We start from the raw sequence: 26,535 nt of genomic DNA on the forward strand, positions 1-26,535 counted from the left end.
GACTTGACGCTTTGATTGCAGATAAGGGAGATGCATGCCCATACTCCCCATCCTCTATAGTTTCCGCCGTTGCCCCTACGCCATCCGCGCCCGGCTGGCGCTGCTGATCAGCGGGCAGGGCGTCGAACTGCGCGAAGTCGTTTTGCGCGCCAAGCCCGACGCCATGCTGCATGCCTCGCCCAAGGGCACGGTGCCAGTGTTGGTGCTGCCCAACGGGCAGGTGATCGACCAGAGTCTGGACATCATGCGATGGGCACTGGCGGCATCCGACCCGGAAGGGTGGCTGACGCGGCGGGACGACGCGCTGATCGCTGCCAATGACGGCCCGTTCAAACATCATCTCGACCGCACCAAATATCCCGACCGCCATGGCAGCGACCCCGCCACGCATCGCGAACAGGCGCTCGCCCTGCTGCAGGGGCTGGACGCGCGGCTGCGCGACAGCGATCAACTCTGCGGCGCTCGTCGGGGGCTGACCGACATGGCGATCTTTCCCTTCGTGCGTCAGTTTGCCGCGATCGACCCCCCATGGTTCGCGGCGCAGCCCGTTCCAGCCCTGCGTCGCTGGCTCGCCGGTCATCTGAAAAGCGATCTCTTCGCTCAGGCAATGCGAAGGGTCTCACCATGGCGCGAAAGTGACACGCCAAAGCCATTCAGGCACGATACATGATATATTTCCCGCTAAGTCGGGAAATATCCCAATCTTCGGCGAAAATCCTATTTCGATAAATAGTTCCACATCCAAAATCGCCGATTTTCCGGGCTTTCTGCAAACTGGCACGGTCCCTGCAATGCTGTCGGCATGATCCACAACGGATCGCCAGACACATTCAGGGAAGGACCAACATCATGAAGACCATCGCATTTGCCGCCGCCGTCATCGCCGCCACCGTCGCCGTTTCGGCTGCTGCCACCCCCGCCTTCGCCCAGTCGCACGGCAGCTTCGGCAAGGCCCATGTGACCTACAATCAGAAGACCGACCGCTACTGCTTCCGCGAAACCGTCCCCTCGTCCCTGGTCCCGGTCGTTCAGTGCCGCTCGAAGGATGAATGGGCGCGCAACGGCCTGACCATCACCCACAAGACGAGCGTGCAACTCGCCCAGCGTTGATCCGCTCAGCCAGCCCCTGCGCTGCCGCCCAACCGCGATCCCAAGGCCGCCCTTCAAGGGCGCTGCGGGACGCGGTTTTGCGCGTTCAGGCCGTGAGCAAAGGGTGACGCATGCGCAGATCGTCGAGCAGATTTTCAATCAGTGCGACGTCCTGAAAACTACCCGTGGGATTGGCGTTCCAGTTACAATGCGGGTGGGTGGCCGGGCTGTAGAGCCGCAACGTGCCGATCGCCTTGCGCCAGTGATGCTTGCTCTTGCCATGGTCGCGCAGCAATCGCGCGACGAGCAGGTCGATGAGCTTTTCGGCGGTCATGGCGTCCCGCATAGGCGGGGTCGTGCGCGCCTTCAACCCTCACCCTTCATCATGCCGCGCGTCTGACCGGCGCGGTAGGCGCGGGGTGGCTGGCCAACATGACGGGTGAAGAAGCGGGAGAAATAGGCCGGATCTTCGAACCCCACGGCATAAGCGATATCAGCCACGGTCATCTGCGAATACAGCAGCAAACGCCGCGCCTCCAGCAGCGCACGGTCGTCCAGCATCTGCGCAGGCGCGCTGTCGGCGACATGGACGCACGCCTGCCGCAGCGCCGTCAGGCTGACGCCCAGCGCGCGCGCATGGACCGAGACCGGCTCGCGCAGGCGAAAGCGCTGCTCGATCCGCTCCCGCAACCGTGCGACGATCGCGGCCTGGCGGGTGGTGCCGGGGCTGGCTTCCCGATTCAGCGAGGCGTGGCGCAGGGCCAGCACCATCAGTTGCAACAGCGCGGATTCGATCGCCGCGCGCTGGCCCGGCCCGACCCAGCCCAGTTCCTGCGTCACGCGAGCGATGGCGGATTGCGCGGCGTCGCTATCGTCTGCCAGCGGGACGGCGTGCGGGCGGGCAAAGAGGGACGCAAGGTCTGCGTCGCGGGCCATAAGATGGCGCAGGTAGCTGTCGGATATGGTGGCGACATGCCCCGACGATTCGCGATGCCACAGGAAGCCGTGGACGATACCCGCCGGGATCAGCAGCAGGCAGGGCGCGTCGAACGCAACATGGCTGCCCTCCACCTGCATCGCCCCGCCGCCGTTGGCGATCAGGATGATGTGGTTCAGGTCGCGGTGAACGTGTGGGCGGATCGTCCATTCGCTGGGGCGGGACCGATCGTCCAGGCTTTCGACATGCACGAACCCCTCCGCCACGCTGCGCTGTGGTTCGCCATAGAGATAGAAGCTGGGGACGGCCGCGTTCGACATGATGGATCATCCATCTACGAACTCAGATCAACGCCGTAAACCCTGTTGAAATTCGGGGATTTCCGTTAACGTGGACATTCGCCCGGCTTGTTTTTCTGGCGCAAGATAAATCGCGATAAACAGACTTTTCCGATCCTGACGATAGTGTTGGGGGAAACCACTTCAGCCATGCCGTCTGCGAACATAAGGGGCGCTATCGGGACATGGCGGCAGTAATCTTGAATCCCATCTCAACCGGGCAGGCTTTGGCTGATCCGCCTGGACCGCCATAAAAGCTGATATCTTGTCTCGATAATGCTTCCCACCACCCGGTTGACCGCCTAGAGGCTCCTGATCCCCGGGGGGCCGCTTGTGCGCGGCTGAGAGGTGGTCTGCAGACCACGACCCGCTGAACCTGATCCGGCTGACACCGGCGTAGGGAGGGCATGGCGGCCTGTCCGTTGTCCCTCCGTGTGGAGTGGACGAGAGACGATGACGATTGCTTTGATCTGGGTTGCGCGCGCCGCAATGGCTGCTCCGCTTTTGCTTTTTACATCCCCGGCTGATGCGAGGGAAGGCGACGATGGGGATCGCCCAACCATCCAGGTGACTGGCCATCCCGATCCCGAAGGGCTGCTGCCCGATCAGACCGCACCCAAGGCCGTCAGCGCCATTTCGGCTGACTTCATCATCAAGCAGGCGCCTACGCTCAACGCGTTCCAGCTGGTCAACCTTCTACCGGGCGCGAATGTCTCGTCGAGCGATCCTTATGGCCTGTCCGCGACGTCTAGTCTTACGCTGCGCGGCCTGGGCCAGGATCAGATCGGCGTCCTGCTGGAAGGCGCGCCCCAGAACGACATCGGCTATTATTACGCCTATCCCTCGCAGTTCGCCGATGCCGAAAATGTGCGGCAGATCGACCTTGCGCAGGGATCGGCAGACATCGACGCGCCGGTCGTGGCCGCCGCAGGCGGTGTGCTGTCGTTGAAGCTGGATGATCCCAAGGCCGAACGGAGCGCACTCGTCAATCTTTCGGCTGGCAGCTATAATGAACGTCGCCTTTTCGCGCGCCTCGACACCGGCACTCTTGGGGCGAGCGGGATGAAGGCCTTTGTCTCCTATTCGAACAACCGCGCGGACAATTGGCGCGGGGCCGGATACGACAAACGTCAGCATGTCGACGCCAAGCTGCTGCACGAATGGGGAGCGGGTAACCGCGCCAGCATCGCCGTCTCCTACAATGATGCGATCACATCGACCTATCCCAGTCCCACGCGCGCCGATTGGCAGGCCAATGGGCGCGGCTTCAACTTCGACAAAGACTATAGTGCGGGCAATACCAACTATTGGCGCCTCTATCGCGGCCCGTTCCGCAGCCTGTATTTTGCCGCCCCCGTGCATCTCAACCTCAACGATCGGCTGACGTTCGACAGCACGGCCTATCTCCAGTTCGGCCATGGCAACTCGCCCTACGGCACGCAATTGGCCACGACCGGCAATTATCTGGGCACGGAAGAACTGGCCCGGCCGATCGCGCTGCCCGGTGCCGTGGACGGGGTGGCTACCGTGCTCGGCAACTATACCGGCAAGCAGGTGCGCCTGGGCGATGTGGGCAAGCTGACGTTTCAGGCGGGCGTCCACCGCATCACCGCCGGCCTCTGGTTGGATTACGGGACCGATCGCGTCACTCAATCCTACACGTCGATCAATGCCGATGGTCGCCCGTTCGACAAATGGGGCTATCAGGACGAGGCTATCCATACAGCCGATGGCCGATTGCTCGCTTATGAAAACCAGCGCACGGTCACGGTCACCAAGGGCTTTTTCTTCGCCGACAGTATCGCGGTCACGCCACGTCTGGGCGTCGATATTGGGTTCAAGGGCGTGAATGTGCTGCGTCGCGGGCGCAATTATCTGCCAGGTCCGCAATCGGACGTGCGCCGGAGCAGCTATGCCGCACTGCCCCGAGCGGCGGTGCATTATCAACTGGACGACCGGCAACAACTCTTCGCCAATGTCACGACCAATTTCCGCACGCCAAACGAATTTACGCTCTACAACAGCTATTATGGTGGCGCGCTGGTCAGCCAGGGGACGAGCGGGATCAAGAATGAATATTCGGTCTCGCAGGAACTGGGCTATCGCTATATCGGCCCCAGCCTCTCCTTCTCGCTGACCGCCTTTCATTATCATTTCCGTAATCGCCAGGTCGGGACCGTGATCGACAGCGGCGGCGCATTGGTCAACTCCACCATCAACGCTGGCAGCCAGACTTCCTACGGGCTGGATGGTGAAATCGACTATCGGCCGGCAAAGGGTGTCAGCATCTATGTTTCGGGCGAATATCTGCATGCGCGGCTCAATGACGATCTTGCCGTCAATGGCGATTATCTGCCGACCCGAGGCAAGCATGCCGTGTCCAGCCCGACTTTCCAGTTCGGTGCAGGCAGCACCTATGATGACGGGCGACTGTTTGGCAGCACCGCCCTTAAATATGTCGGTCGCCAATATGCGACCTTTATGAACGACGAGAGCATCAAGGGCTATGCCACGCTGGACCTGTCGATCGGCGTACACCTGGCCGGACTGATCGATGCGCAGCGTATGGATGTGCGTCTCAACGCCATCAACGTCACCAATCCGCATGTGCTGTCCGGCGTTCAGGCGATCAGCAGCAACGCCGTGGATAGCATCGGCACAAACGGCACGGTCATTCCCGGCGCGGCACCGACCTATTATATCGGGAGCGGGCGTGCCGTCGTGGCGACGCTATCGCGCGCTTTCTGAACATGACGGGCGCGGCATCCCCTGACCGACATCTGGTCCACGGCATGGGCACCGCGCTCGAAGCGCCGACATGGCCCGCGATCACGGCCGCAGAAGCCGGGCAGGTCATTGCCTGCTTTCCGGCTGCAGGGCATCTGTCCGCCCTGCAATGGCATTCACCGCGCCCTTTTTCCGCCGCGACGCTGGTCGAAACGGATCGTGGAGCTTTTATCCTCAAGCGCCATCACCGGTCTGTCCGCACACAAGCGGCGCTGGCGGAGGAGCATGGCTTCATCGCGCATTTGCGGCGCGCGGGACTGACTGTGCCAGAAATAGTGATGGCGACGGATGGTACAGGCGTCGTCGCACAGGGCGAATGGAGTTATGAACTGCATAGCCTGGGCATTGGCCTGGATCTCTATCGCGACAGACTGTCGTGGACGCCTTTCCTGTCGCATCATCATGCCTTTCAGGCTGGCACAGCGATCGCGCGGCTGCATCTGGCGGCACGGGGCTTCACCGCTGCCCCGCGTGGCCCCCATCCGCTTGTGGGCAGCTTCACTATCCTGCCGTCGCGCGATCCCATCGCTGCAGCGGGCGCCTATGTCGCCGCTCATCCCGCGCTCGCTGCTTTCCTGGTCGACAGGCCGTGGCGGACGGAACTGGCCGAACTGTTCGCATCGCTCGACGACAGTTTGTCCGAACGGCTGGAAAGCCAGCCGCCCCTGTGGACGCATAACGACTGGCATCCCTCGAACCTCCTCTGGTCAGCTGATGGCACGGTCAGCACGATCTTCGACTTCGGGCTGGCGACGCGGACTTGCGCGCTTCACGATCTTGCCACCGCGATCGAGCGGACCGCCATTGCCTGGCTGGATTTGGGGGAGGGGCGTGATGATGCGCCGGCTGACGCGGACGCGGCTCTGGCGCTGCTTGCTGGGTATCGCACGCTGATCCCGCTTTCGCGGGCCGATGTCGAAACCCTCATCTGCCTCCTTCCGCTGGTCCATATCGAATTTGCGCTGTCGGAGATCGACTATTTCGCGGGCATCCTGAATGACCGCGATCAGGCGGACCTTGCGTGGAACGCCTATCTCATTGACCATGCCCGCTGGTTTCTTTCCCCGCCCGGACAGGCCTTTCTCCGGTGCCTTGAAAGGGGATCGTCGGTGTGATGTCGAGTTTGGAAATCATCGCCGTCACCATCAGCTTCCTCGGCATCTGGCTGACCGCACAGCGCAAGCTATTGTGTTGGCCCGTCAATTTCCTGGCGTGCGCGCTCTACTTCAAACTGTTCCTTGATGTACGGCTATATTCCGACATGATGCTTCAGGCGTTGTTTGGTATTGCCATCATCTATGGGTGGATCATTTGGGCGCGGGGTAAGGACGATGCCGGGGAAGTCGTCGTCAGGCCATTGTCACCCGTGCAGGCGGGGGCTGGTCTGGGCGGCGGCGTTGTCGGCGCCGTCACCATCGGTTGGTTCACCAGCCACTATACCGACGCAGCGCTGCCATGGATGGACGCGACCCTGAGCAGCTTTAGCCTCGTCGCCCAATATTGGACGGCCCGTCGACATGCGGCCAGTTGGCTGCTGTGGATCGTGGTGGATACATTGTACGTCGGCATGTTTGCCTTCAAGGGACTGTGGCTGACCGGCGGGCTTTACGCCGCGATGATTGTGCTGGCTGTAGTCGGCTATAGGCGTTGGCTACGGGCGCAACAGGAAGTTGAGAGTGGGCCGACGCTCTAAAAGCGATCAGGCGGCTCTGCCGGGCCGTAGCATCAGCAGCAGTCCCGCGCCCAACAGCGAACCGCTCGCCATCGCCAGCGCAACGATGGGCAGGCCAAAGTCGAGAGAGAAAAGAAAGCCGGCCAATATGGGGCCAAGCGCCGCGCCGCCCCGGCCCACGCCAATGACGATCCCGGTGCCGCCCGCGCGCACGGCGGTCGGAAAGGATTGGGCGATCAGCGCATAGATGCCGACCACCGCCGCATTGGTGCAAAAACCGCCCGCTGCCGCGATGAGGCTAAGCCCTGCCAGCGTCGTTTGCGCCTGTCCGAACATCGTGACCATGACGGTCGACAACAGCATCGCGCCAACCACCAGCGTGCGGACCGGAATGCGCAGGCTCAGGACGCTGAGCAATAGTGCGCCGATCAGGCCGCCCACATTGGCCCACACCAGCACGCCGCCTGCCGCCGATGGCGCGAAGCCCATGTCCACGACGATTTTCGGCACCCACTTCAGGATGAAGTAAAAGGTCATGATGTGGCAGAAATAGGCGAGCGTCAGCACGATCGTGGTGCGGGCAAGGCCCGGCGCGAACAGCGCGGCGAAGCTGGGCTTGGGCGCGGCGCTGTCCAGCGGGGGCAGGGCGTCGGCAGGCGCATGACCCATGCGGCTAAGCAGGCGATTGACCCGCACGAGCGCATCGGCTGGCCGTTTTTGCAGCAGGAAGCCAATCGATTCGGGCAGCAGGACCAGCGCCAGCGGCAGGAAGATCGCCGTGACGATGCCACCGAACAGAAATATGTCGCGCCAGTCGCCCGCGACCAGAAGATAGGACGCGACTGATCCGCCCAAAATCGCGCCGACCGGATACCCCGCCGCCATGATCGCGACCGCCAGGCTGCGGGATCGGGCATTGGCGAGTTCGGCGACCATCGCATTGGTGCAGGCCAGCATACCCCCGATGCCAAGACCGGTAATCAGGCGTATGGCAGAGAGCGACAGGACGCTCCACGCCTGCGTCGCGGCCGCCATGCCGGTTGCCATGACGACGAGGCACAGGATGATGGTCGGGCGGCGTCCGATCCGGTCGGCCAGATTGCCCAGCAGCACCGACCCCACTGCCATGCCGATCAGTTCCATCGACAGGACGAGGCCCAGCGCCGCGCGATCGATCCCCCATTCCTTTGCGATGCCGGGCGAGGCAAAGCTGATCGCCAGCACGTCGAACCCGTCGAGCGCGTTGAGCAGCACGCACAGAATGATCGCGGCGATCTGCAGCCGACCCATCGGTGCATCATCCAGCCTTTGCCTGATGTCGGTCATCGGTGCGATCCTGTCCTGGACGATTATGAATATGAGCCGGGTTGGCATGGGACGGAGGAAGAGGGAAGGGGGCAGGCCAATTATCCGACCGCGAAAATGTCCAGTGCGACATGATCGGCAAAGCGGGCGGCGGTGCAGAGAAAGATGGTTTGGCCCAGCCACGCGTGCGGACCATCGCTCGCTACCTCGAACCGGGGCGTCGTACGGAAATAATAAAGCGCAGGATCGACCATCTCACCCTTGGCGATCCGCGCCAGCACCGGGGCGGGGCCATGGCGGTATCCGCGATTGACGATGGAAATCAGCGCGCCGTCGCTCGCCTGTATCGTGTAGCGCGCCAATATGTCGGCGGTGCCATCCGCGCGGATCGATTGCCAGTCTGCCCCGCCGGGCAGGATCGTGCCGGACAGGCGCGGGCCGGAAACCGTGCCGCCGGTGATGGGAATGACGCGCTTGCGCACCCCATCCACCATGCCGAGTTCCTGCGGCGCGCCGATCAGCACGCGCACATGCATGGCGAGCGTCAGGGACGGGACCGCCAGCGCCGGATCGTCCGGCTGTTGCGCTGCCTTCGTCGGCGTCGCCGCGCCCGCCAGCGCGAGCAATGGCATGGCCTTGAGCAGGCTGCGGCGGCGCAGGTCGTCGGTCATGCCGCGTCCGATGCCGCAGTCAGCATCAACGCGTCGAGCGCGACTGCGCCCTGCCCCTGCGGATAGACGATGACGGGGTTCAGGTCGATTTCGCGGATGGCGGGTTCGGCGATCATGATCCGGCCCAGCGTGGCGATGATCCGCGCGGCGGCCTCCACGTCCAGCGCAGGCGATCCGCGAAAGCCGCGCAGCAGCGGCGCGCCCTTCAGCTTATACAGTTCCGCGACAATCGCATCGATCGTCAGGTCGGGGGTCAGCAGCCGGACATCCTGATGAATTTCCGCCGTAACGCCGCCAAAGCCCGCCAGAATGACCGGACCCCATTCAGGATCGCTCTTTGCCCCGATGATGAGTTCGACGCCGCGCGCGCCCATCCCTTCGAGAAGTACGCCGTCGAGCGCAAGGCCCGCATCATAAGCCGCGACATTGGCGTACAGCCGGTCCCATCCCGCGCGCAGTTGATCCGCATCGCCCAGATGGAGGACCACGCCACCCGCATCGCTCTTGTGGCTAAGGTCGGGGGACTGCGCCTTGAGGGCGACGGGATAGCCGATGCTGTCGGCAGCAGCGATTGCCTGTTCTACCGTGACGCAGAACGCGCCGGTGGGAAAGGCTATGCCCAGAGGGGCCAGAATTGCCTTTGCCCGATATTCGGGAATGACGCCGCCGTCTTCGGGCAGGCCCGTCGCGGGCAGGGGTGTAACGTCCCCTTCCGCAAAATTGCGCCGCGCATGGTCGTTCAGCCGCTTGAGCGCACGCAGGGCGCGCTCGGTCGATGGAAAATAGGGAATCCCGAAACTGCGTAACTGGTCGATATAGGCGCGCGAAATATCCGCGCCTTCGTCCAGCCCCGCGAAAATGACGGGCTTTGTCGGCTGCAACTCGCCGACTGCGCGCAATATGGGGGGCAGCTTGATGCCGACCGTCACCGGATCGGTCTGAATGATCCCCGCCACGATGCTGCCGAAGCGGACGTCATCGAACAGCGCGGTGAGCGTGCGATAATAAAGGTCGGGATCGACCAGCCCCTGCGCGGTGATGTCGAGCGGATTGGATACGCCAACGAAGTCGGGCAGTGCGGCGCGCAATGCAGGCGCATTGCCATCGTCCACCTGCGGCAGGTCGAGGTCGAGCGCTTCGCACAGGTCCAGCGTCAGCGCCTTGAACGCGCCGGATTCGCCCAGCACTGCGACCCCGCCCGCCGGAATGGCCGGGCATCGCAGCGCGATTTCCGCGATGTCGCCCAATTCTTCCAGTGTTTCGGCAAAGACCACGCCCGCGCGCTCCACCTTGACCCGCATCAACTGATAATCGCCCGCCATCGCGCCGGTATGGGTGGCTGCGGATTCGCGTGCGGCGCTGCTCTTGCCGGGATGCAGCAGGACGATGGCCTTGCCCAGCGCCCGCGCGCGGCGTGCGGCGGCCAGGAAGCGGGCGGGCTTGCGGAATTGCTCGACGATCATCGCGATCACCTGCGTCGATGCGTCATCCAGCAGATAATCGACATAATCCTCGACCCCGCTGGCGGCCTCGTTGCCGGTCGATACGGAAAAGGAGAGGCCAAGATCGCGCGAGGCAAGCGTGGTGGACAGCACACAGGCCATCGCACCGCTTTGCGACACGATGCCGATGCCGGCCCGATCGTCCAGCGCCTTCGCGTCGGTCTCCACGAAGGTCAGCGGCACCCGGTCGATATAGTTGGTGAGGCCCAGACAATTTGGCCCTTCGACCACCATGCCAGATGCCGCCGCGATGCGGCCGATCTCACGCTGTTCCGCCAGCCCCTCTTCGCCGCCTTCGGCAAAGCCTGCGGAAAAAATGATCGCCGCGCCCACCTTGCGCGCGGCCAGCGCCCGCACCGTATCCAGCACTGCGACGCGCGGGATGGCCAGAACGGCGACATCGACGTCGTCAGGCAGGGCATCGACCGATGGCAAACACGGGCGCCCGCCAATCTCCGCCCGCTTGGGGTTGATGAGGTGGATGTCGCCGGCAAAGCCGTTGCGCGCCAGGTTGGACAGCACCGACGCCCCCAGAGCGCCGGGCTTGTCGGACGCGCCGACGATCGCAACCGACCGGGGACGCAACAGCCGGTCGAGCGCCGCACGCGTCGGCGCGGCTGACGGCATGGAAGGGGGTGTCATGGTATCGACCGTCATGCTGCGGCTCCGTGGGGCGTCGTCAGTGGAAATGGCATGGGCCGCTGCACTGCAACGGCCCGGCAGTGGCTGTCAGGCGCCGTGCTTCGACTTGTCATATGCGCCGAGGCCCGGCTTGTACGTCTTGTCGTCGATGAACTGCTTGATGCCTTCCTTGCGCCCTACATTGTCGAAGCTGTTGGCCGCTTCCTGCGCGCGGATCAGATAATCCTCGGCATTGTCGTAGGTCATTTCGCGCACGCGGCGGATCGAATCCTTGGTTGCCTTCAGCGCGACCGCGTTCTTCTTGAGCAGGACGTTGGCGACCTCGGTCACACGCGCCTTCAGGTCAGCCAGCGGCAGGGATTCGTTGACGAAGCCCCATTGTGCGGCAGTCTTGCCATCGACATTCTCGCCCATCATCGCGTGATACATGGCGTTGCGGAATCCGGTCAGTTCGGTCGCAACCTTGGCCGCGCCGCCGCCCGGCAGGATGCCCCAGTTGATTTCCGACAGGCCGAACTGCGCTTCATCGGCGGCAAAGGCGAGGTCGCAGCCGAACAGCGGGCCATAGCCGCCGCCAAAGCACCAGCCATTGACCATCGCGATCGTTGGCTTCTGATACCAGCGCAGGCGCCGCCACCAGCCATAGCTTTCGCGCTGCGCGCCACGCGTCCCGCGGAGGCCCTGCGATTCGGTTTCGCGGAAATATTCCTTCAAATCCATGCCCGCCGACCAGGCGGTGCATTCGCCCGAAAGGACCAGGACGCCGACATCGTCGCGAAATTCCAGCTCGTCCAGCACGCGCATCATCTGCCGATTAAGGCGCGGCGACATGCAGTTGCGCTTGTCGGGGCGGTTGAAACTGACCCAGGCGATGCCGTTTTCGACTGTGCAGGCAACGGTGGCGAGTTCGACGGGATCGATGTCGGTGGTCATAGTGCGGTATCCTGAATGTTGGGAATGAAGATAAATCAGATCGGATAATGGCCCGGCTGCGTTTCGATGGTGATCCAGCGCAGGTCGGTGAAGCTGTCGATCCCCGCCTTGCCGCCGAACTTGCCGTAGCCCGATGCCTTGGTGCCGCCGAAGGGCATCTGCGCCTCGTCATGTACGGTAGGGCCGTTGATATGGCAGATGCCCGACTGGATCTGCCGCGCGACGCGCAGTCCGCGCGCGGTGTCGCGCGTGAAGACGGATGCGGACAGGCCATATTCGGTGTCGTTGGCGAGGGTAATCGCATGCGCTTCGTCCCACGCACGGATGATGCCGACGACCGGGCCGAAACTTTCGTCGCGGAACAGCTTCATGTCCGCCGTCACGCCGTCGATGACATGGGCGGGCATCAGCACGCCGTTGGCGGTGCCGCCATTGACCTGCGTCGCGCCGTTGGCGATCGCATCGTCGATCAGCGACTGGACATGGCCGACGGTCTTGGCATCCACCACAGCGCCGAGCGGCGTTTTGCCTTCACGCGGATCGCCCACGGCCATGGTGGCGACCTTCGCCTGAAATTTGGCGACGAAGGCATCGGCGATGGCATCGACCACGATGATCCGCTCGGTCGACATGCAGATCTGCCCTTGATTCATGAACGCCCCGAACGCGGCGGCCTTGACCGCTTCGTCCAGATCCGCGTCGTCCAGCACGATGAGCGGCGCCTTGCCGCCCAATTCCAGCAGCACGGGCTTGAGATGTTCGGCGCAGCGTTTGGCGATGATGCGCCCGACGGCGGTCGATCCGGTGAAGTTCACGCGGCGGACGGCCGGATGATCGATCATCGCGCCGACGACATCGGCGGCATCCTGCGGCGCATTGGTGATGAGGTTGACGATCCCGCCGCCCAGCCCGGACTCCACGAACGCCTCGACAATCAAAGCGTGGGTGCGCGGGCATTGTTCCGACGCCTTGAGCACGACGGTATTGCCGCATGCCAGCGGCACGGCGATGGCGCGGGTGGCCAGGATGATCGGCGCGTTCCACGGCGCCATCGACAGCACGACTCCCGCAGCCTCGCGCACGGCCATGGCGATGCAGCCGGGCTTGTCGGACGGAATGACTTCACCGCTGATCTGCGTGGTCAGCGATGCGGCTTCGCGCACCATCGAACTGGACAGCATCAGGTTGAAGCGCGCCCATCCTTCAGTCGCGCCGATTTCGCTCATCATCGCGTCGATGAAATCGTTCGCCTTCGCGTCGAGCGCATCGGCGGCCTTCATCAGCGCGGCACGGCGGGCATTGGGACCAAGCGCGGACCAGGCGGGGAAGGCGGCCTTCGCCGCTTCGACAGCAGCAATGGCATCGGCGGTGCTGGCCGCAGCGGCCTGAGTCGCGATCGTGCCGGTGACGGGATCGATACGATCGAAAGTGGCTTCAGCGCGCTTTTGCGCTCCGCCGATGGACAGGAGGACTTCTGATGCAGGCATGTTCCAACTCCTATTATTGTTATGACGCATAGCAATGTTGATTGTGCCGCGCAAGGGCGATAGGCTTGGGCCATGTCCGATGCTGCAAAAACCCTCGCCCCGACCGGCCCGCTGACCGATCCGATCGCCTCGCGCCTGGGCTATCTCCTGCGCCGCGCCTCATCTGTCATGATGGGCAATCTGGGCGCGTCGCTGGCGCAGATGGGCTTGCGCCCGGTGGAGGCGACGATTCTGATCGTGGTGGCAGCTAACCCCGATTGCAGCCAGAGCGACATTGGCCGCATGCTGGGCATCAAGCGCGCGAACATGGTGCCGCTGATCGCCGGGCTGATCGGCAAGGATTATGTGCGCAAGGCACGTGTGGATGGCCGGTCGCAGGCCTTGTCGCTGACCGACGCCGGGCAGGCGATATGTCATCAGGCCGATGCAGTGATGACCGCGCATGAAGAACGGTGGGAGGAATTGCTCGACGAATTCGACCTCACCCGCCTGCGCGCCACGCTGGCGGAGATTGCCGGGCAGGGGAATGCGGACGGATAATCCATCCCTTCAGCCCGATTGTCTCTGCATCTTTGACATCGATCCCATATTGACCTGTTCGATCGTCCAACTCTTCGGTTGGTCCAGCCATATCGCAATCGCCCGCCGTTCCCCATGATCGCTCCAAAGCTGTCAATGTTGGAGAGGCATGTCATGAAAACGCAGGTTGCCATTATCGGTGCCGGTCCCGCCGGTCTGCTGCTGGGCCATCTTCTGCGCGCCGAGGGCGTGGACGTCGTCGTTGTTGAGCGCGCCGCGCCCGATTATGTGCTGGGGCGTATCCGGGCCGGCGTGCTGGAACGCACCACGACCGATCTGATGGACCGGCTGGGGCTGGGCGCGCGCATGCATGCCGAAGGGCTGCCGCATGACGGCTTTCACCTGGCTGACGGCGAACGGTTGATCCACATCGACATCGGCGCGCTGACCGGGCGGAAAGTGATGGTCTATGGCCAGACAGAACTGACCCGCGACCTGATGGAGGCCGCGCCCGAACGCGGGCTGGAGGTTATCTATGAAGCGAGCGACGTCGCCCTGCACGACGTCGATAGCGACGCCCCCTATGTCACCTATGGCAAGGATGGCGCGACCCACCGCATCGACGCGCAATTCCTCTGCGGTTGCGACGGTTTCCACGGTCCCTCGCGCAAGGCGATCCCCGCGTCGGTCGCCACCGCTTATGAAAAAGTCTATCCGTTCGGCTGGCTCGGCATCCTGGCCGACGTGCCGCCCTGCAATCATGAACTCATCTACGCCAATCACGACCGGGGTTTTGCGCTCGCGTCGATGCGTTCGGAAACGCGCAGCCGCTATTATATTCAGGTGCCGCTCGATGAAAAGGTCGAGGAATGGCCCGACGATCGTCTGTGGGATGAACTGGCCGTCCGCTTGGGGCCAGAGGCTGCAGCGAACATCACGCGCGGCCCTGCGCTGGAAAAATCAATCGCGCCGCTGCGTTCCTATGTGTTCGAACCGATGCGGCACGGGCGGCTGATGCTGGCAGGCGACAGCGCGCACATTGTTCCGCCGACCGGGGCCAAGGGGCTGAACCTGGCGGCGTCCGACGTCTATTATCTGTCCGAAGCGCTGATCGGCTATTTCCGCAGTGGCGATGCCGATGCAGTCGCGGGCTATTCCGACCGGGCGCTGGCTCGCGTGTGGAAGGCGGAGCGCTTTTCCTGGCAACTCACCCGCCTGATGCATCGCTTCCCCGATGGCGATGCGTTCGACCGGCGCATGCAACTCGCCGAACTCGACTATATCGCCTCATCGGAAGCGGCGCGCACGGCGATCGCCGAAAATTATGTGGGCCTGCCGCTCTGATCCGGACGGGCCGCCATTAACCGCATGCCGGATAGTATCTCGTCCATCATCGTGGCACTGGAAAACAGCGTTCAAATGGCGTCTGATCCTCTGCTATATTGGTGAGAAATGGTTGCTTCCAAACATGTCGTGATCGTCGGTGGCGGGATCGGCGGCATGACCGCCGCCACCGCCATCGCCCAGGCGGGCCTGCCCGTCACTCTGCTGGAAGCCGCACCGCAGTTCGGTGAGATCGGTGCGGACGTCACTCTGTCGCCCAACGCGATGAAGGGGCTGGACCATATCGGCGTGTGCGAAGCCGTTGCCGCCGTGGGCATCGAACCTTCGCGCCAGCGCATCCAGCACTGGCAGGACGGACGCACGCTGATCCCCATCAACCGGGAAAGCCAGCGGGACAAATATGGCGCGCCTTACGTCACCGTTCACCGCGCCGACCTGCACATGCTATTGCTGGACGCCGCCCGTGCGGCTGGTGTGACGCTGCGCACCAATGCCGCCGCCGTGGCGACTGAAGGCACCAGCGTCATCCTGAAGGATGGCAGCCGGATCGATGGCGACGTGATCGTCGGCGCGGACGGCGTGAAGTCGGTGGTGCGCGAACGGTTCGAAACGAAACCTGCCCAGTTCACCGGCCATGTCGCCTGGCGCGCGCTCGTCCCGGCGGAGGGCGCGGTCAAGCCGCTCGCTGATTATCCGGGCATCCACATCGGGCCGGGACGGATGGTGACGCGCTACCCGGTGCGCGGCGGCACCTTGCTCAACATCGTCTTCTTCGCGCGCCAGTCTGGCTGGACCGACGAAGGCTGGGCCATCCCCGCCGACGCCGCCGATCTTGGCGCAATCTATGCCGACTGGTGCGACGACGTACAGGCGCTGATCGGCGCAGCGGCGCAGGTGCCCCTGTTCAAATGGGCGATCAATGCGCGACAGGCTCTGCCGGACTGGGTCGTGGACGGCAATGTGACGCTGCTGGGCGATGCGGCCCATGCGATGACGCCGTTTCTGGGCCATGGCGCCGCCTGCGCGATCGAGGATGCGATCATATTGTCCCGCGCGCTGGTCGCGGGCGATAATGTGGAGGACGGCCTGCGCCGCTATGTCACCGCACGCCATGATCGGGCCAGCTTCATCCAGGCAGAATCCAACGCCAATGCCGATCGCATGCAGGGGCAGGAAACCAACAGCTTTGGTCTGGGTGAAATGCGCGACGAGGAATCGCTGGGATTGTTCGACTATGATTGCCGGACGGTGCCGGTATGAACGCAGTCATGAATGATAGCGTGAAGCCCTTCGATGGCCATGCGACCGCGCCGGAAACGGCGGCGTTCCTGAACGGGCCGCACCGGCTGCTGATCGATGGCGCATGGGTGGATGGCCATGGCGGCACGCGCGTGACCACCGATCCCGCCACCGGCCTGCCGCTCGCAACCGTGCAGATGGGCGACGCATCGGACATCGACCTGGCCGTCGCCGCCGCACGCCGCGCGTTTGACGGGCCATGGCGGCGCATGACCGTCTCGGAACGTACCGCGCTGCTGTTCCGCCTTGCCCGCATCATGGAGCGTAACAGCCAGTTGCTCGCCGAACTGGACGTGCTCGACAATGGCATGCCGATGTTCATCGCGGGCCTGACCGTCGCCAACTGCGTCGAGATGGTCGATTATTATGCCGGCGCAATCATGCGGATAGAGGGCACGACCATTGCCCCGCCGCGCCATGTCGCCGCGCAAGCCGAGGCGCTGACCTATACGCTGCGCGAACCTGTCGGCGTTGCGGGCCAGATCGTGCCGTGGAACGTGCCGTTGTCCACCGCCATCCTGAAACTCGCGCCTGCGCTGGCCGCCGGATGCACCGTGGTCATCAAGCCGTCGGAGGAAACCCCGCTGTCGGTCCTGGCGCTGGGCGCGATGATCGTGGAGGCGGGCTTCCCCGCTGGCGTCGTCAACATCGTCAATGGCCTGGGCACTACCGCAGGCGCGCGGTTGGCCGAACATCCCGACGTCGACAAAATCAGCTTCACCGGCTCCACCGCGACCGGCAGGCGAATCGTGCAGGCGGCGCTGGGCAACCTCAAGAAAGTGTCGCTGGAACTGGGCGGCAAATCGCCGGTCGTCGTCATGCCCGACGCGGACCTGTCGCTCGCCATCCCCGGCGTCGCACTCGCGACTTTCTTCCTGCAGGGTCAGAACTGCATGGCCGGCACGCGCATCTTCGTCCACGATGCGATCCACGACCAACTGGTCGAGGGGCTGGCCGCCTTTGCCGGTTCGATGGCGACAGGCCATGGCCTGTCGCTGGCGACGCAGCAGGGACCGATGATCTCCGACGCGCACACGGCCAAGGTGATGTCCTATATCGACGGCGCCGTCGCGGCGGGCGCCACGCTGGTAGCGGGCGGCGAGCGCATCGACCGGCCCGGCAACTTCATCCAACCGACCATCTTCACCAACACCACCCCCGACATGGCGGTGGTACGGGAAGAGATTTTTGGCCCCGTCATGACCGTGCAGCGCTTCGCCACCGACGATCTGGACGCGATCGCCGCGCTGGCCAACGACACGCCTTTTGGCCTGTCGGGCAGCGTCTGGACCCGCGACCTGTCCACCGCGCACCGTCTGGTGGCGCGCATCCGCGCGGGCCATGTGTCGATCAACTGCCATGGCGCGGTTGGCACCAACATCCCCTTCGGCGGCTATGGCCAGTCCGGCTGGGGCCGCGAATTTGGCAAGGAAGGGCTGGACGCCTATCTGGAGACGAAGGCCGTCACGGCGCGGCTGTAACGTTTCACATCACCCGCCGATCAGCGCGATCGCCTTCGCCTCACTCACCACCTCGGCATATTTCGCCTGAAGGTCGAACAGATTGGCTTCGTGCGGTGCGGGATGCCGGTCGCCGCATGCTTCGCGCACCACGAACGGCACGAACCCGTGCTGAAGCGCATCGAGCGCCGTCGCGCGGACGCAGCCCGATGTCGAAAAGCCGGTAATCAACAAGGTATCGATCCCCTGTGCCGCCAACGTGGACCCCAGCGACGTGCCGAAAAAGGCCGACGCATATTGTTTCGACACGATCGTATCGGCCTCGCCCGGTTGCAGCGTATCGGGGAAAGCCCCCATCGCCGACCCGCGCTGAAAGGCGGACAGGGCAGGCACCTTGCGGTAGAACAGCCCGCCATCCGCGCCGCCCGGCTGATAGACGACATTGGTGAAGATCACCGGCAGCCCGACAGCACGCGCCGCTGTCACCAGCCGCTCGTTGGATTCCAGCGCACCCTGAAACGCCGGGTCGTACAGCGGTGATCCCGGCGTCAGATAGGCGACGACCACGTCCACGATCAGCAGCGCAGGCCTGGCCCCGAACCGGAGCGCGCCATCGAACGCACCCCGATAATTGTCAGTAAGATCCTGCGCCATCGCTTATTCCGCAGCGATGGCGTCGGGCGTCGCCCACAGCCGCTGGTGCGGCGCAGGCAGGCCGGTTTCCGCTTCGCAATTGGCGCGCAGCGTTTCGATGTCCGGGCCGAAATCGAACACCATGTCGGGATCGCGCACGCTGGATGCGACCATGCTGGCGCGCAGTGCGGCGGTCGCGCCTTCGTCGACGCACCCATCGACGATCACCACGCCATAGGATCGCGCACCCTGCACCGTCACCAGCCCCTGGCGGATTTCCGTGGCCACCAGCGCCGGATCACGCTTGAGCGGATCGCCCCAACCGCCCCCGCCCCAGGTGATGAAGTGCAGCACGTCACCGGCCTCGACCTCATAATCTTCCAGCTTGTTGCCCACGATCGTCTGGGTGCCGTTGGGTTTTTCCAGTATCTTGCGCGCCCGCGCACCCGGATGCCCGCCATTGACGCCCCATGGCGGCACGAACCAGCGATCGTCATGGATGGCGATCGCGCCGGCTTCCAGAAAACGATAGGACACCTTGATCCCGTTCCCTCCGCGATGCAGCCCCGCGCCGCCCGAATCCGCTACCGTTTCATAGGCTTCGATGACCAGCGGGAAATAGCGTTCCAGAAACTCGTTGGGTACGTTGGTGAAGCCGGGGAACAGCGAATGACCATCGGGTCCGTCGCCCATCGGCCGACCCGGTATGCCGCCAAAGCCGATCTGGAACAGCTGGAAATATTTACCGTTCCGGTCCGTCCCCGAATAGAAAAGATGCGGCGAGGAAGAGAAGCCCGCCGCGTTCAGAAACTCGGGCGTCTTCTGCCCCAGCAGACCGCCCAATATGTCGAAGATACGGCCCAGCGCATGGGTGCGCCCCGACAGCGCGGCAGGGAAGTCGGGCTTGAGCAGCGACCCTTGCGGAATCCGCACGTCGATAAGGTCATAAAAGCCGTCGTTGAACAGGATCTGGGGGTCGAACACCATGATCATGTAGATGCCAAAAAACATCTTGAGCATGTTTTCATTGAGGAAGAAGTTGATCGACGCGGGGCTTTGCGGGTCCGTCCCGTCGAAGTCGAGGATCACCTTCTCGCCCTCGCGCCGCATGGTGCAGCGGATGCGATAGGGACCATAGCCCATGCCATCGTCGCAGATATAATCCTGGAAACTAACCGGCTCCTCGCCGACCGACGTCGCGATCAGATGCTTCATCGCGCGATAGTTGCGCGCCAGCAGTTCGTTGGTCGCCGACACGAACACATCGTCGCCAAAGCGCTGCGCCATTTCTACCACGCGGCGGGCAGCCACGCGGCACGCCGCGATCAATGCGTTCAAATCGGCCGAACACCATTGCGGCGTGCGCAACTGCGTCATGATCAGCTTTACCAGATCGGTGTTATACACGCCCTGTTTGTACAGCTTGATCGGCGGAATCCGCACGCCTTCCTGAAAGATCGACGTTGCGTCGATCGGCATCGATCCGGGCACCTTGCCGCCGATGTCGCTCATATGACCGAACATCGATGTATAGGCGATCAGGCGGCCGTCCTTGAACACGGGCAGCAGCACCAGCCAGTCGTTGCAATGGCTGACCGCGCCGCCGACCGAATAGGGGTCGGACAGCATGATCATGTCGCCTTCCTCGACCGTGCCTTCATAGCCTTCGAGGAAGGGGCCGATATAGGAGCCGAACTGGCCGACGATCATGCGGCCCTTATGATCGGCGATCAGGGGAAAGGCGTCCCCCTGTTCGCGGATGCCGGGCGACATGGCGGTCCGGACCAGCGTGGCGTCCATTTCGACGCGGGCGTTGCGCAGGGCGTTCTCGATCACCTCCAGCGTGACCGGATCGATCGCGCTGGGGTTGAAGGGGGCGTCGTTGCTCTGAATGATGGTTGCGGGCATCGCTAAGTCCTTCAGGCCTGAATGGTCGGGTTGATGAGGATGTTGCCGACACGGTCGACAAGTCCGGTGCAGTCCGCTTCGATCAGTGTCGTCGAATCCATTTCGATGACGATCGCGGGTCCGGGGATGATGTCGCCCTGGCACAGTTTGGCCCGGTCGTAGATGACGGCGGCGCGCAGCGCCCCGTCGATCCACAATTGATGGTCGCGGATCCTGGCGTTGACCGGATCGCCATTGCCTATGGGCAGGTCGGCGGCGGGCAGGTCGGGCGCCTGACCCAGCGCCACGGCGCGCAGGTTCACCAGTTCATGTGCGGACTCCATGTTGAACGTGAACAGCCGCTTATGCTCCGTATCGAAACGGGCGGTGATCCCGGCCAGCCCGTCCTTCGCCAGTGTTTCGGGGTCGATCGACAGCGGCACTTCGAACGCCTGGCCTTCATAGCGCACGTCGATTTCGAACAGGCTGGTGATCTCCGCTTCCGGCACGCCATCGGCGATCAGCGCGTCGCGCGTATGCTTGGCCATCTCGTCCAATATGCCGCGCACTTCGGACTCTTCCGTTTCGCTGAACCGGCGAGAGAAGGAGCGGGCGGTTTCGGCGCGCATCTGCGTGGTTGCATCACCCAGCGCGCACAGCACGCCGGGGCTGACCGGCGATACGGCAGGCCAGCTTCCCATCAGGCGCGCGACCGCATTGACGTGCAGCGGACCTGCCCCGCCAAAGCCCATCAGCGCGAAGTCGCGGGGATCATAACCCTGTTGCACCGAAATCATCCGCAGCGCGCCGAACATATTTTCGTTCACGATGTCGATGATGCCGCGCGCCGCTTCATACAGGCCGATGCCCAGCGCGTCGGCGATGGTCTGCACCGCCTTTTCCGCGCCTGGCTTGTCCAGCTTGAACGTGCCGCCCAGCAAGGCTTCGGGCAGATAGCCCAGAACGACATTGGCGTCGGTCACGGTCGGCAACGTGCCGCCCTTGCCATAGGCGACCGGTCCCGGCACCGCGCCGGCCGATTGCGGCCCGACCCGCAACGCCTTGGTCAGTTCCGGCACATAGGCGATGGACCCGCCGCCCGCGCCCACCGTCTTGACGTCCAGCGCCGACGCGCGAACCGACAGATGCCCCACTTCCGTGGTGCGCACCCGCCGCGCTTCCAGATTTTCGATCAGCGCGACATCGGTCGATGTACCACCCACGTCCAGCGTCAGGATATTGCGGATACCGGCATTCTTGCCGACCCACAAAGCCCCGGTCACGCCGCCCGCCGGACCCGACATCAACAGCGCCACCGGCTGTTCTTCAGAACTTTCCGACGACATCAGTCCGCCGTCGGATCGCAGCAGCGACAATTGCCCGTTCATCCCGGCGTCGCGCAGGCGGCTGCGCAGGTTGCTGACATAGCGGCTGACGATCGGGCGGACGGATGCGTTGGCGACGGTGGTCAGCGTGCGCTCATATTCCTGCATTTCGGGCAGCACGACATGGCTCAATGAAATGGGGATGCCGGGCAGAATTTCTGCGGCCAGTTCGCCGACCCGCTGTTCATGCGCGCCGTTGATATAGCCGTTGATCAGGCTGACCGTCAGCGCCTCGACGCCACGCGCCTTCAATGTTTCCAGAACGGTGCGGATGTCGGCATCGTCGATCGGCCGCAACTCACGGCCTTGCGCGTCCATCCGCCCCTTGATCTCGAACGTATCCTCCAGCGCGGCGAGCGGGACGGGCTTGGGCCATACGATCCACCCGGCAAGGCCACCGGGCACGAAGCTGCGCGCAATCTGCATGACCTGACGATAGCCCTGCGTGACGATCAGGCCGACGCGCGCGCCTTTGCCTTCCAAGATGGCGTTGGTTGCAACCGTGGTGCCGTGCAGGAAAATCTCGATATCGGCAGGCGTGATGTCCGCCTTTTCGCAAATGGCGGTCACACCATTGAGAATGCCCTCGGAACTGTCATGCGGGGTCGACGGCGTCTTGTGACGCCAGAACGACCCGCTTTCCTGTTCGAACAGCAGCAGGTCCGTGAAAGTCCCGCCAACGTCAACGCCCAACCGATAGGCCATAAGCACCCCATGTCCAACGGCCACCGGGCATGCGCGCCTCCATCGGGGGAGGGGCCGCAATGCCGCAGGGCCAGATTACCGAAATATCGTCGCGGTCCCGCGGGACCATCGCCTGACCCCAACCCACCGCATTGCCCGCCCCGGAACCAGTCCCCGCCACCATTTGACCGCCATGCGAGCAAGCAGGGCTTTTTGGCAGGGGGGAGAGTATAGCCGAGGTCTCTCACCCACCCCGTTCGTTTCGAGCAAAGTCGAGAAACCCAGGCCCAGCGCTATCCGCTTCTCGACACGCTCGAAGCGAACGGATCCTGGTAGTCAGGTTTTAGGACGCGCCAAACAACAACGGCCCGCGCCTCCCTTCCAAAGAAGCGCGGGCCGCAAAGGCCGATCAGCCCAGATTGCCGATCAAATCACTGCGCAGACCGTCTTCCATTCCAGATAGCTGTCGAGCGCCTGCTTGCCGCTGTCCCGGCCCCAGCCCGATTGCTTGACCCCGCCGATCGGCAGGCTGGCGTCATACATGGCGTGACAATTGATCCACACCGTCCCGGCGTGAATGGCGCTGCTCATCCGATGGGCAGTGGACAGCGATTCCGTCCACACGCTCGCGGCCAGGCCATATTGACTGTCATTGGCGGCGGCGATCACCTCGTCTGCATCGTCGAAACTTTGCGCGACCAGCACCGGGCCGAACACTTCCTCCTGCACGATTGCCATGTCCTGCCGCACGTCGGTGACCAGCGTCGGCGTGATGAACGTGCCTGCCTCGCCCAGCCGTTCGCCGCCGGTGACGATGGTTGCGCCATCCGCGCGTGCGCCCTCGATAAAGCCCGCCACCCGTTCGGCATGACGCGCCGATACCAGCGGCCCCATCTGCGTCGCGGCGTCCAGCCCATGGCCCAGCGCCAGTCCCTGCGCATAGGCGGCGACGCCCTCGATCACCTGATCGCGGATGCTGCTATGCACATAAAGGCGCGATCCTGCGATGCACACCTGCCCGCCGTTGAAGAAGATCGCATTGGCGACGCCGGCTATGGCGAGGCTCAGGTCCGCGTCGGGCATCACGATCGTTGGCGACTTGCCGCCCAGTTCCAGCGTCACCCGCTTGAAGTCGATCTTGGCGGCGTCCAATATGGCGCGGCCCGTGGTGGTGGAGCCGGTAAAGGCGATCTTGTCGACGCCGCGATGGGCGGCCAGCGCCGCACCGGTCTTGGCACCCAATCCGGTGACGATGTTTAGCACGCCTGCGGGCAACCCCGCTTCCTGCATCAGCTCGCCCAGACGCAGCGCGGACAGCGACGTATCTTCGGCGGGTTTCAGGACGAGGGTGCATCCCGCTGCCAGCGCCGGGGCCAGCTTCATCGCCGTCAGCACCAGCGGGGAGTTCCACGGCACGATGGCCGCGACAACGCCCACCGATTCGCGCAATGTCTATGTCGATACCTGCTTGCCCTGCGGCTGATAGTCGATCGAGCTGTTGAGCGTCTGCCCCTCGATCGCCATCGCCTGCCCCGCATAGAAGCGGAACTGGTTAACCGCGCCGGGAATCTCGGCCCAGCGGCCTACGAACAGCGGCTTGCCCTGGTCCAGCGTTTCCAGTTCGGCCAGCTCATCGATATGCGCTTCGATCAGGTCGGCGATCGCCCACAGGATGCGGGCGCGGGCCACCGGGGTCGTCGCGCGCCAGCCGGGCAGCGCCCTGCGCGCGGCCGCCACCGCATCATCCACGTCTGCCGTCGACGCATCACTGATTCGCGCCAGTTCGACGCCCGTCGCCGGGTCCAGCGTGGCGAGCGTCGCGCCATCCTGCGCCTCGCGCCATGCGCCGTCGATCAGCAGGCCGCTGCCCGCGCCGCGCCGCGCGATGAACGCCTGCGTATCGGGGCGAAGAGGTGGGCGGTTAATGTGCAGCATGGGCATGTCCTTGCAGATAAAGCGAAAAGAGCGCGGGTCGGGCCATAGCCGCGACAGGCACGCACTCGTCCGTAGGGGGCCGAGCGTTACGAAGCCGCGTGCGACCAACAACCCCCTTGGTTCCCAGATGACCGAAAAAAGAGCAAAACTATCCGACAGGCGGATAAACATTGCCGCACTATCCGATCCATGAGAATTTCATGGTCCCTTATCCGCAACGCAAATGTCACGAGGGAGTCGCAATCATGGAAAAGGGCGTACCTATCCGGTCGATCAGCCGATCGATCTCTGCACTGCGGGCCATCAACCAGCATGGTTCTCTGTCGATGATGGAAATTTCCCGTGCATCGAAAGTGCCTTACCCCACCGCCTGCCGCATCGTGCAGACATTATTATATGAAGGCCTGATCGAGCAGGAGCCATCGCGCAAGCGCTACCGGGCCACTGCCATGGTGCAGACGCTGGCGCAGGGGTTCCAGCATGGCGACCATCTGGTCAACATCGCACGGCCACATATATTGGCGCTCACTCAGGAAGTCGGCTGGCCTATCTCCATCGCCATCCGCGTCGGCCGCCGCATGATGCTGCGCGACAGCACCCATGCCAACACCTCGCTGACCTTCGAAAACTATTATCCCGGCTTCACCCTGCCAATCCTCGACAGCGCATCGGGCAAGCTGTCCCTGGCCTTCGCGCCTGATGAAGATCGCGACATGATCCTCAACTGGATGCGCGTATCGCAGGATATCGACCTCGATTATCTGACCACGGCGGAAGCCAGCCTGGACGTGGAAAAGATCCGCCAGAACGGCTTTGCCGTGCAGGGCCGTAACCATTTCAACCGCACGCCGGGCAAGACCAGTTCGATCGCCGTCCCCATATTTTGCGACGGCATATTCGAAGCGGCGATGACGATGGTCTTCTTCGTTACCGCGATGAAGATCGACGCCGCGCTGGAAAAATATCTGCCCGTCCTCAAATCCTATGCCGCCGCCATCAGCCGCGACCTGAGCGAACCTGCGGGGCAGGCTTAAAGCCTAAGGTGCGCGGCCCATGCTCGCCTGCCGGACAAGCATTGCGTCCCGCTATGGTCGATCGGTCCGCCCGATAGGCTGTCGGGCATGAGCTTCACCCTTTCCCGGCGCGCGATGCTGGCGGTGACCACCGCTGGTCTCGTCTGCACTCTCCCCGCTTTTGCGGCATCGAAAGCCGCGTCCACGCAACTGACGCTGACCACGCCGGAGGGGCGTCCGGTACAGGTGTGGCGCTGGACGCCGCGCGGTCGCCCGATCGGCACCATTGCCTTTTCCCATGGCGCAGCGTCCGCTCCATGGAAATATGATCGTCTGATCGGTCCCTGGGTAAAGGCGGGCTATGCCGTGCTGGCCCCGCTTCATGTCGATTCGACCGATCATCCCCGCACTGCGGATTTCAAGGGTCTGGCCAGCTGGAAAGCGCGGATCGAAGATATGCGTGCGCTCTCGCAGCATATCGGCGGCCCCTATATCGCGGCGGGTCACAGCTATGGCGCACTGACCGCCCTGATGCTGGGCGGCTCGGAAGCGGTCGTGCCCGACGGCGTAGTTGCACCGTTGCGCGATCCAGAAGTGATCGCCGTTGTCGCCTTTTCCCCGCCCGCACCCATTCCCGTCCTCATCCCGGCGGCGGGTTACGGCACGCTCGCCACGCCTGCCCTTATCCAGAGCGGCACGGCGGATTTCCTGCCCGGCATGGACCAAAAGGGTGACGGCTGGCGCGCGCATCTGGCGGCCTATGATGCCGCCGCGCCGGGGGGCGATCGCTATGCGATGGTGCTCGACGGGGTCGATCATTATTTCGGTGGCGCGATCTGCGAACCGACGCGCCCTGGCCCGCCCAAATTGCGCGAGATCGCCAGAGCGGCCGACGCTTCGATACTCTTTCTGCGGGCCTATGGATCCGGCTCGACGTCCGCCCGGCGATCGCTGGATGCACGGATCGGTCGCCACGACGGCATGGACATCACGCATAAATAGCGGGCCGCAGG

21 protein-coding genes, 1 pseudogene and 1 riboswitch are annotated in these 26,535 nt (G+C 63.8%); of the genes and pseudogenes, 11 read left to right on the plus strand and 11 right to left on the minus strand.

The genetic code is table 11. From position 1 onward, the window contains the following. Nucleotides 1–34 precede the first annotated feature (34 nt). Both WA070_RS20795 and WA070_RS20800 read left to right on the plus strand, forming a co-directional pair. Entirely contained in the window at nt 35–670 is a 636-nt protein-coding gene (locus WA070_RS20795; protein ID WP_422635811.1) for a glutathione S-transferase, read from the plus strand. Nucleotides 671–849: 179 nt separating this feature from the next. Beyond that, nucleotides 850–1,110: a hypothetical protein gene (locus tag WA070_RS20800; RefSeq protein WP_422635812.1), complete on the plus strand. Its 261-nt coding sequence runs from the start codon at nt 850–852 to the stop codon at nt 1,108–1,110. A gap of 85 nt (nt 1,111–1,195) precedes the next feature. Here the strand turns inward: WA070_RS20800 and WA070_RS20805 are convergent, their stop codons facing one another. Continuing rightward, the gene (locus tag WA070_RS20805; RefSeq protein WP_422635813.1) at nt 1,196–1,423 is read right to left on the minus strand and encodes a hypothetical protein; all 228 of its coding nucleotides are present in this window, start codon (nt 1,421–1,423) and stop codon (nt 1,196–1,198) included. A gap of 32 nt (nt 1,424–1,455) precedes the next feature. Further along, nucleotides 1,456–2,346: a helix-turn-helix domain-containing protein gene (locus tag WA070_RS20810; RefSeq protein WP_422635814.1), complete on the minus strand. Its 891-nt coding sequence runs from the start codon at nt 2,344–2,346 to the stop codon at nt 1,456–1,458. Nucleotides 2,347–2,674: 328 nt separating this feature from the next. Then, nucleotides 2,675–2,784: riboswitch (TPP riboswitch) on the plus strand. A 33-nt stretch (nt 2,785–2,817) separates the two neighbouring features. Between WA070_RS20810 and WA070_RS20815 the strand changes: the two genes are divergently transcribed. From WA070_RS20815 to pnuC, 3 genes are read left to right on the plus strand one after another with little or no spacing between them, the layout of a single operon-like run. Continuing rightward, the gene (locus WA070_RS20815; RefSeq protein ID WP_422635815.1) at nt 2,818–5,112 is read left to right on the plus strand and encodes a TonB-dependent receptor; all 2,295 of its coding nucleotides are present in this window, start codon (nt 2,818–2,820) and stop codon (nt 5,110–5,112) included. Nucleotides 5,113–5,114: 2 nt separating this feature from the next. Further along, nucleotides 5,115–6,266: a phosphotransferase enzyme family protein gene (locus tag WA070_RS20820; RefSeq protein WP_422635816.1), complete on the plus strand. Its 1,152-nt coding sequence runs from the start codon at nt 5,115–5,117 to the stop codon at nt 6,264–6,266. Further along, nucleotides 6,266–6,844 (plus strand): nicotinamide riboside transporter PnuC, encoded by a 579-nt coding sequence (gene pnuC / locus WA070_RS20825; RefSeq protein ID WP_422635817.1) that lies wholly within the window; start codon nt 6,266–6,268, stop codon nt 6,842–6,844. Before WA070_RS20820 ends, pnuC begins: the two co-directional genes overlap by 1 nt. Nucleotides 6,845–6,850: 6 nt before the next feature. Here pnuC and WA070_RS20830 read toward each other — a convergent pair whose 3' ends face one another. The 5 genes from WA070_RS20830 to WA070_RS20850 all read right to left on the minus strand — a co-directional run bounded on the left by WA070_RS20830 (nt 6,851) and on the right by WA070_RS20850 (nt 13,363). After that, entirely contained in the window at nt 6,851–8,149 is a 1,299-nt protein-coding gene (locus WA070_RS20830; protein ID WP_422635818.1) for an MFS transporter, read from the minus strand. A gap of 80 nt (nt 8,150–8,229) precedes the next feature. Continuing rightward, nucleotides 8,230–8,799 (minus strand): DUF3237 domain-containing protein, encoded by a 570-nt coding sequence (locus WA070_RS20835; RefSeq protein ID WP_422635819.1) that lies wholly within the window; start codon nt 8,797–8,799, stop codon nt 8,230–8,232. After that, nucleotides 8,796–10,958, minus strand: coding sequence for an acetate--CoA ligase family protein (locus WA070_RS20840; protein ID WP_422635820.1), 2,163 nt, complete (start codon nt 10,956–10,958; stop codon nt 8,796–8,798). The genes WA070_RS20835 and WA070_RS20840 overlap by 4 nt, the downstream gene beginning before the upstream one ends. A gap of 72 nt (nt 10,959–11,030) precedes the next feature. Continuing rightward, nucleotides 11,031–11,876 (minus strand): p-hydroxycinnamoyl CoA hydratase/lyase, encoded by an 846-nt coding sequence (locus tag WA070_RS20845; protein ID WP_422635821.1) that lies wholly within the window; start codon nt 11,874–11,876, stop codon nt 11,031–11,033. 35 nt (nt 11,877–11,911) lie between these two features. Further along, entirely contained in the window at nt 11,912–13,363 is a 1,452-nt protein-coding gene (locus WA070_RS20850) for an aldehyde dehydrogenase (RefSeq protein WP_422635822.1), read from the minus strand. Nucleotides 13,364–13,435: 72 nt separating this feature from the next. Between WA070_RS20850 and WA070_RS20855 the strand changes: the two genes are divergently transcribed. From WA070_RS20855 to WA070_RS20870, 4 genes are all read left to right on the plus strand, one after another. Next, nucleotides 13,436–13,903 (plus strand): MarR family winged helix-turn-helix transcriptional regulator, encoded by a 468-nt coding sequence (locus WA070_RS20855; protein ID WP_422635823.1) that lies wholly within the window; start codon nt 13,436–13,438, stop codon nt 13,901–13,903. 153 nt (nt 13,904–14,056) lie between these two features. After that, entirely contained in the window at nt 14,057–15,226 is a 1,170-nt protein-coding gene (gene pobA, locus WA070_RS20860; protein ID WP_422635824.1) for a 4-hydroxybenzoate 3-monooxygenase, read from the plus strand. 108 nt (nt 15,227–15,334) lie between these two features. Continuing rightward, nucleotides 15,335–16,486 carry an FAD-dependent monooxygenase gene (locus WA070_RS20865; protein WP_422635825.1) on the plus strand — a complete coding sequence of 384 codons (1,152 nt, stop codon included), beginning with the start codon at nt 15,335–15,337 and terminating at the stop codon, nt 16,484–16,486. 8 nt (nt 16,487–16,494) lie between these two features. Further along, nucleotides 16,495–18,006 carry an aldehyde dehydrogenase family protein gene (locus WA070_RS20870; RefSeq protein ID WP_422635826.1) on the plus strand — a complete coding sequence of 504 codons (1,512 nt, stop codon included), beginning with the start codon at nt 16,495–16,497 and terminating at the stop codon, nt 18,004–18,006. A gap of 9 nt (nt 18,007–18,015) precedes the next feature. On the opposite strand, the gene WA070_RS20875 is transcribed toward WA070_RS20870, so the two are convergent. From WA070_RS20875 to WA070_RS20890, 4 genes and pseudogenes are all read right to left on the minus strand, one after another. Continuing rightward, on the minus strand, nt 18,016–18,639 hold the full coding sequence (locus WA070_RS20875; RefSeq protein ID WP_422635827.1) for an isochorismatase family protein: 624 nt from the start codon (nt 18,637–18,639) through the stop codon (nt 18,016–18,018). Nucleotides 18,640–18,642: 3 nt separating this feature from the next. Beyond that, complete coding sequence (locus WA070_RS20880; protein ID WP_422635828.1) at nt 18,643–20,526, minus strand: hydantoinase B/oxoprolinase family protein; 1,884 nt, start codon at nt 20,524–20,526, stop codon at nt 18,643–18,645. Between the two features lie 11 nt (nt 20,527–20,537). Beyond that, nucleotides 20,538–22,595: a hydantoinase/oxoprolinase family protein gene (locus WA070_RS20885; RefSeq protein WP_422635829.1), complete on the minus strand. Its 2,058-nt coding sequence runs from the start codon at nt 22,593–22,595 to the stop codon at nt 20,538–20,540. Between the two features lie 405 nt (nt 22,596–23,000). After that, nucleotides 23,001–24,509, minus strand: a pseudogene (locus WA070_RS20890) (aldehyde dehydrogenase family protein). A gap of 245 nt (nt 24,510–24,754) precedes the next feature. On the opposite strand from WA070_RS20890, the gene WA070_RS20895 reads away from it, so the two are divergent. Beyond that, nucleotides 24,755–25,543 carry an IclR family transcriptional regulator domain-containing protein gene (locus tag WA070_RS20895; protein ID WP_422635830.1) on the plus strand — a complete coding sequence of 263 codons (789 nt, stop codon included), beginning with the start codon at nt 24,755–24,757 and terminating at the stop codon, nt 25,541–25,543. Between the two features lie 87 nt (nt 25,544–25,630). Then, nucleotides 25,631–26,524, plus strand: a complete 894-nt coding sequence (locus WA070_RS20900) for an alpha/beta hydrolase family protein (protein ID WP_422635831.1) — start codon at nt 25,631–25,633, stop codon at nt 26,522–26,524. The last annotated feature ends 11 nt before the right edge of the window (nt 26,525–26,535 follow it).

The sequence above is a fragment of the Sphingobium sp. genome, assembly GCF_049304695.1.
In the GTDB taxonomy this organism is placed as follows: Bacteria; Pseudomonadota; Alphaproteobacteria; order Sphingomonadales; family Sphingomonadaceae; genus Sphingobium.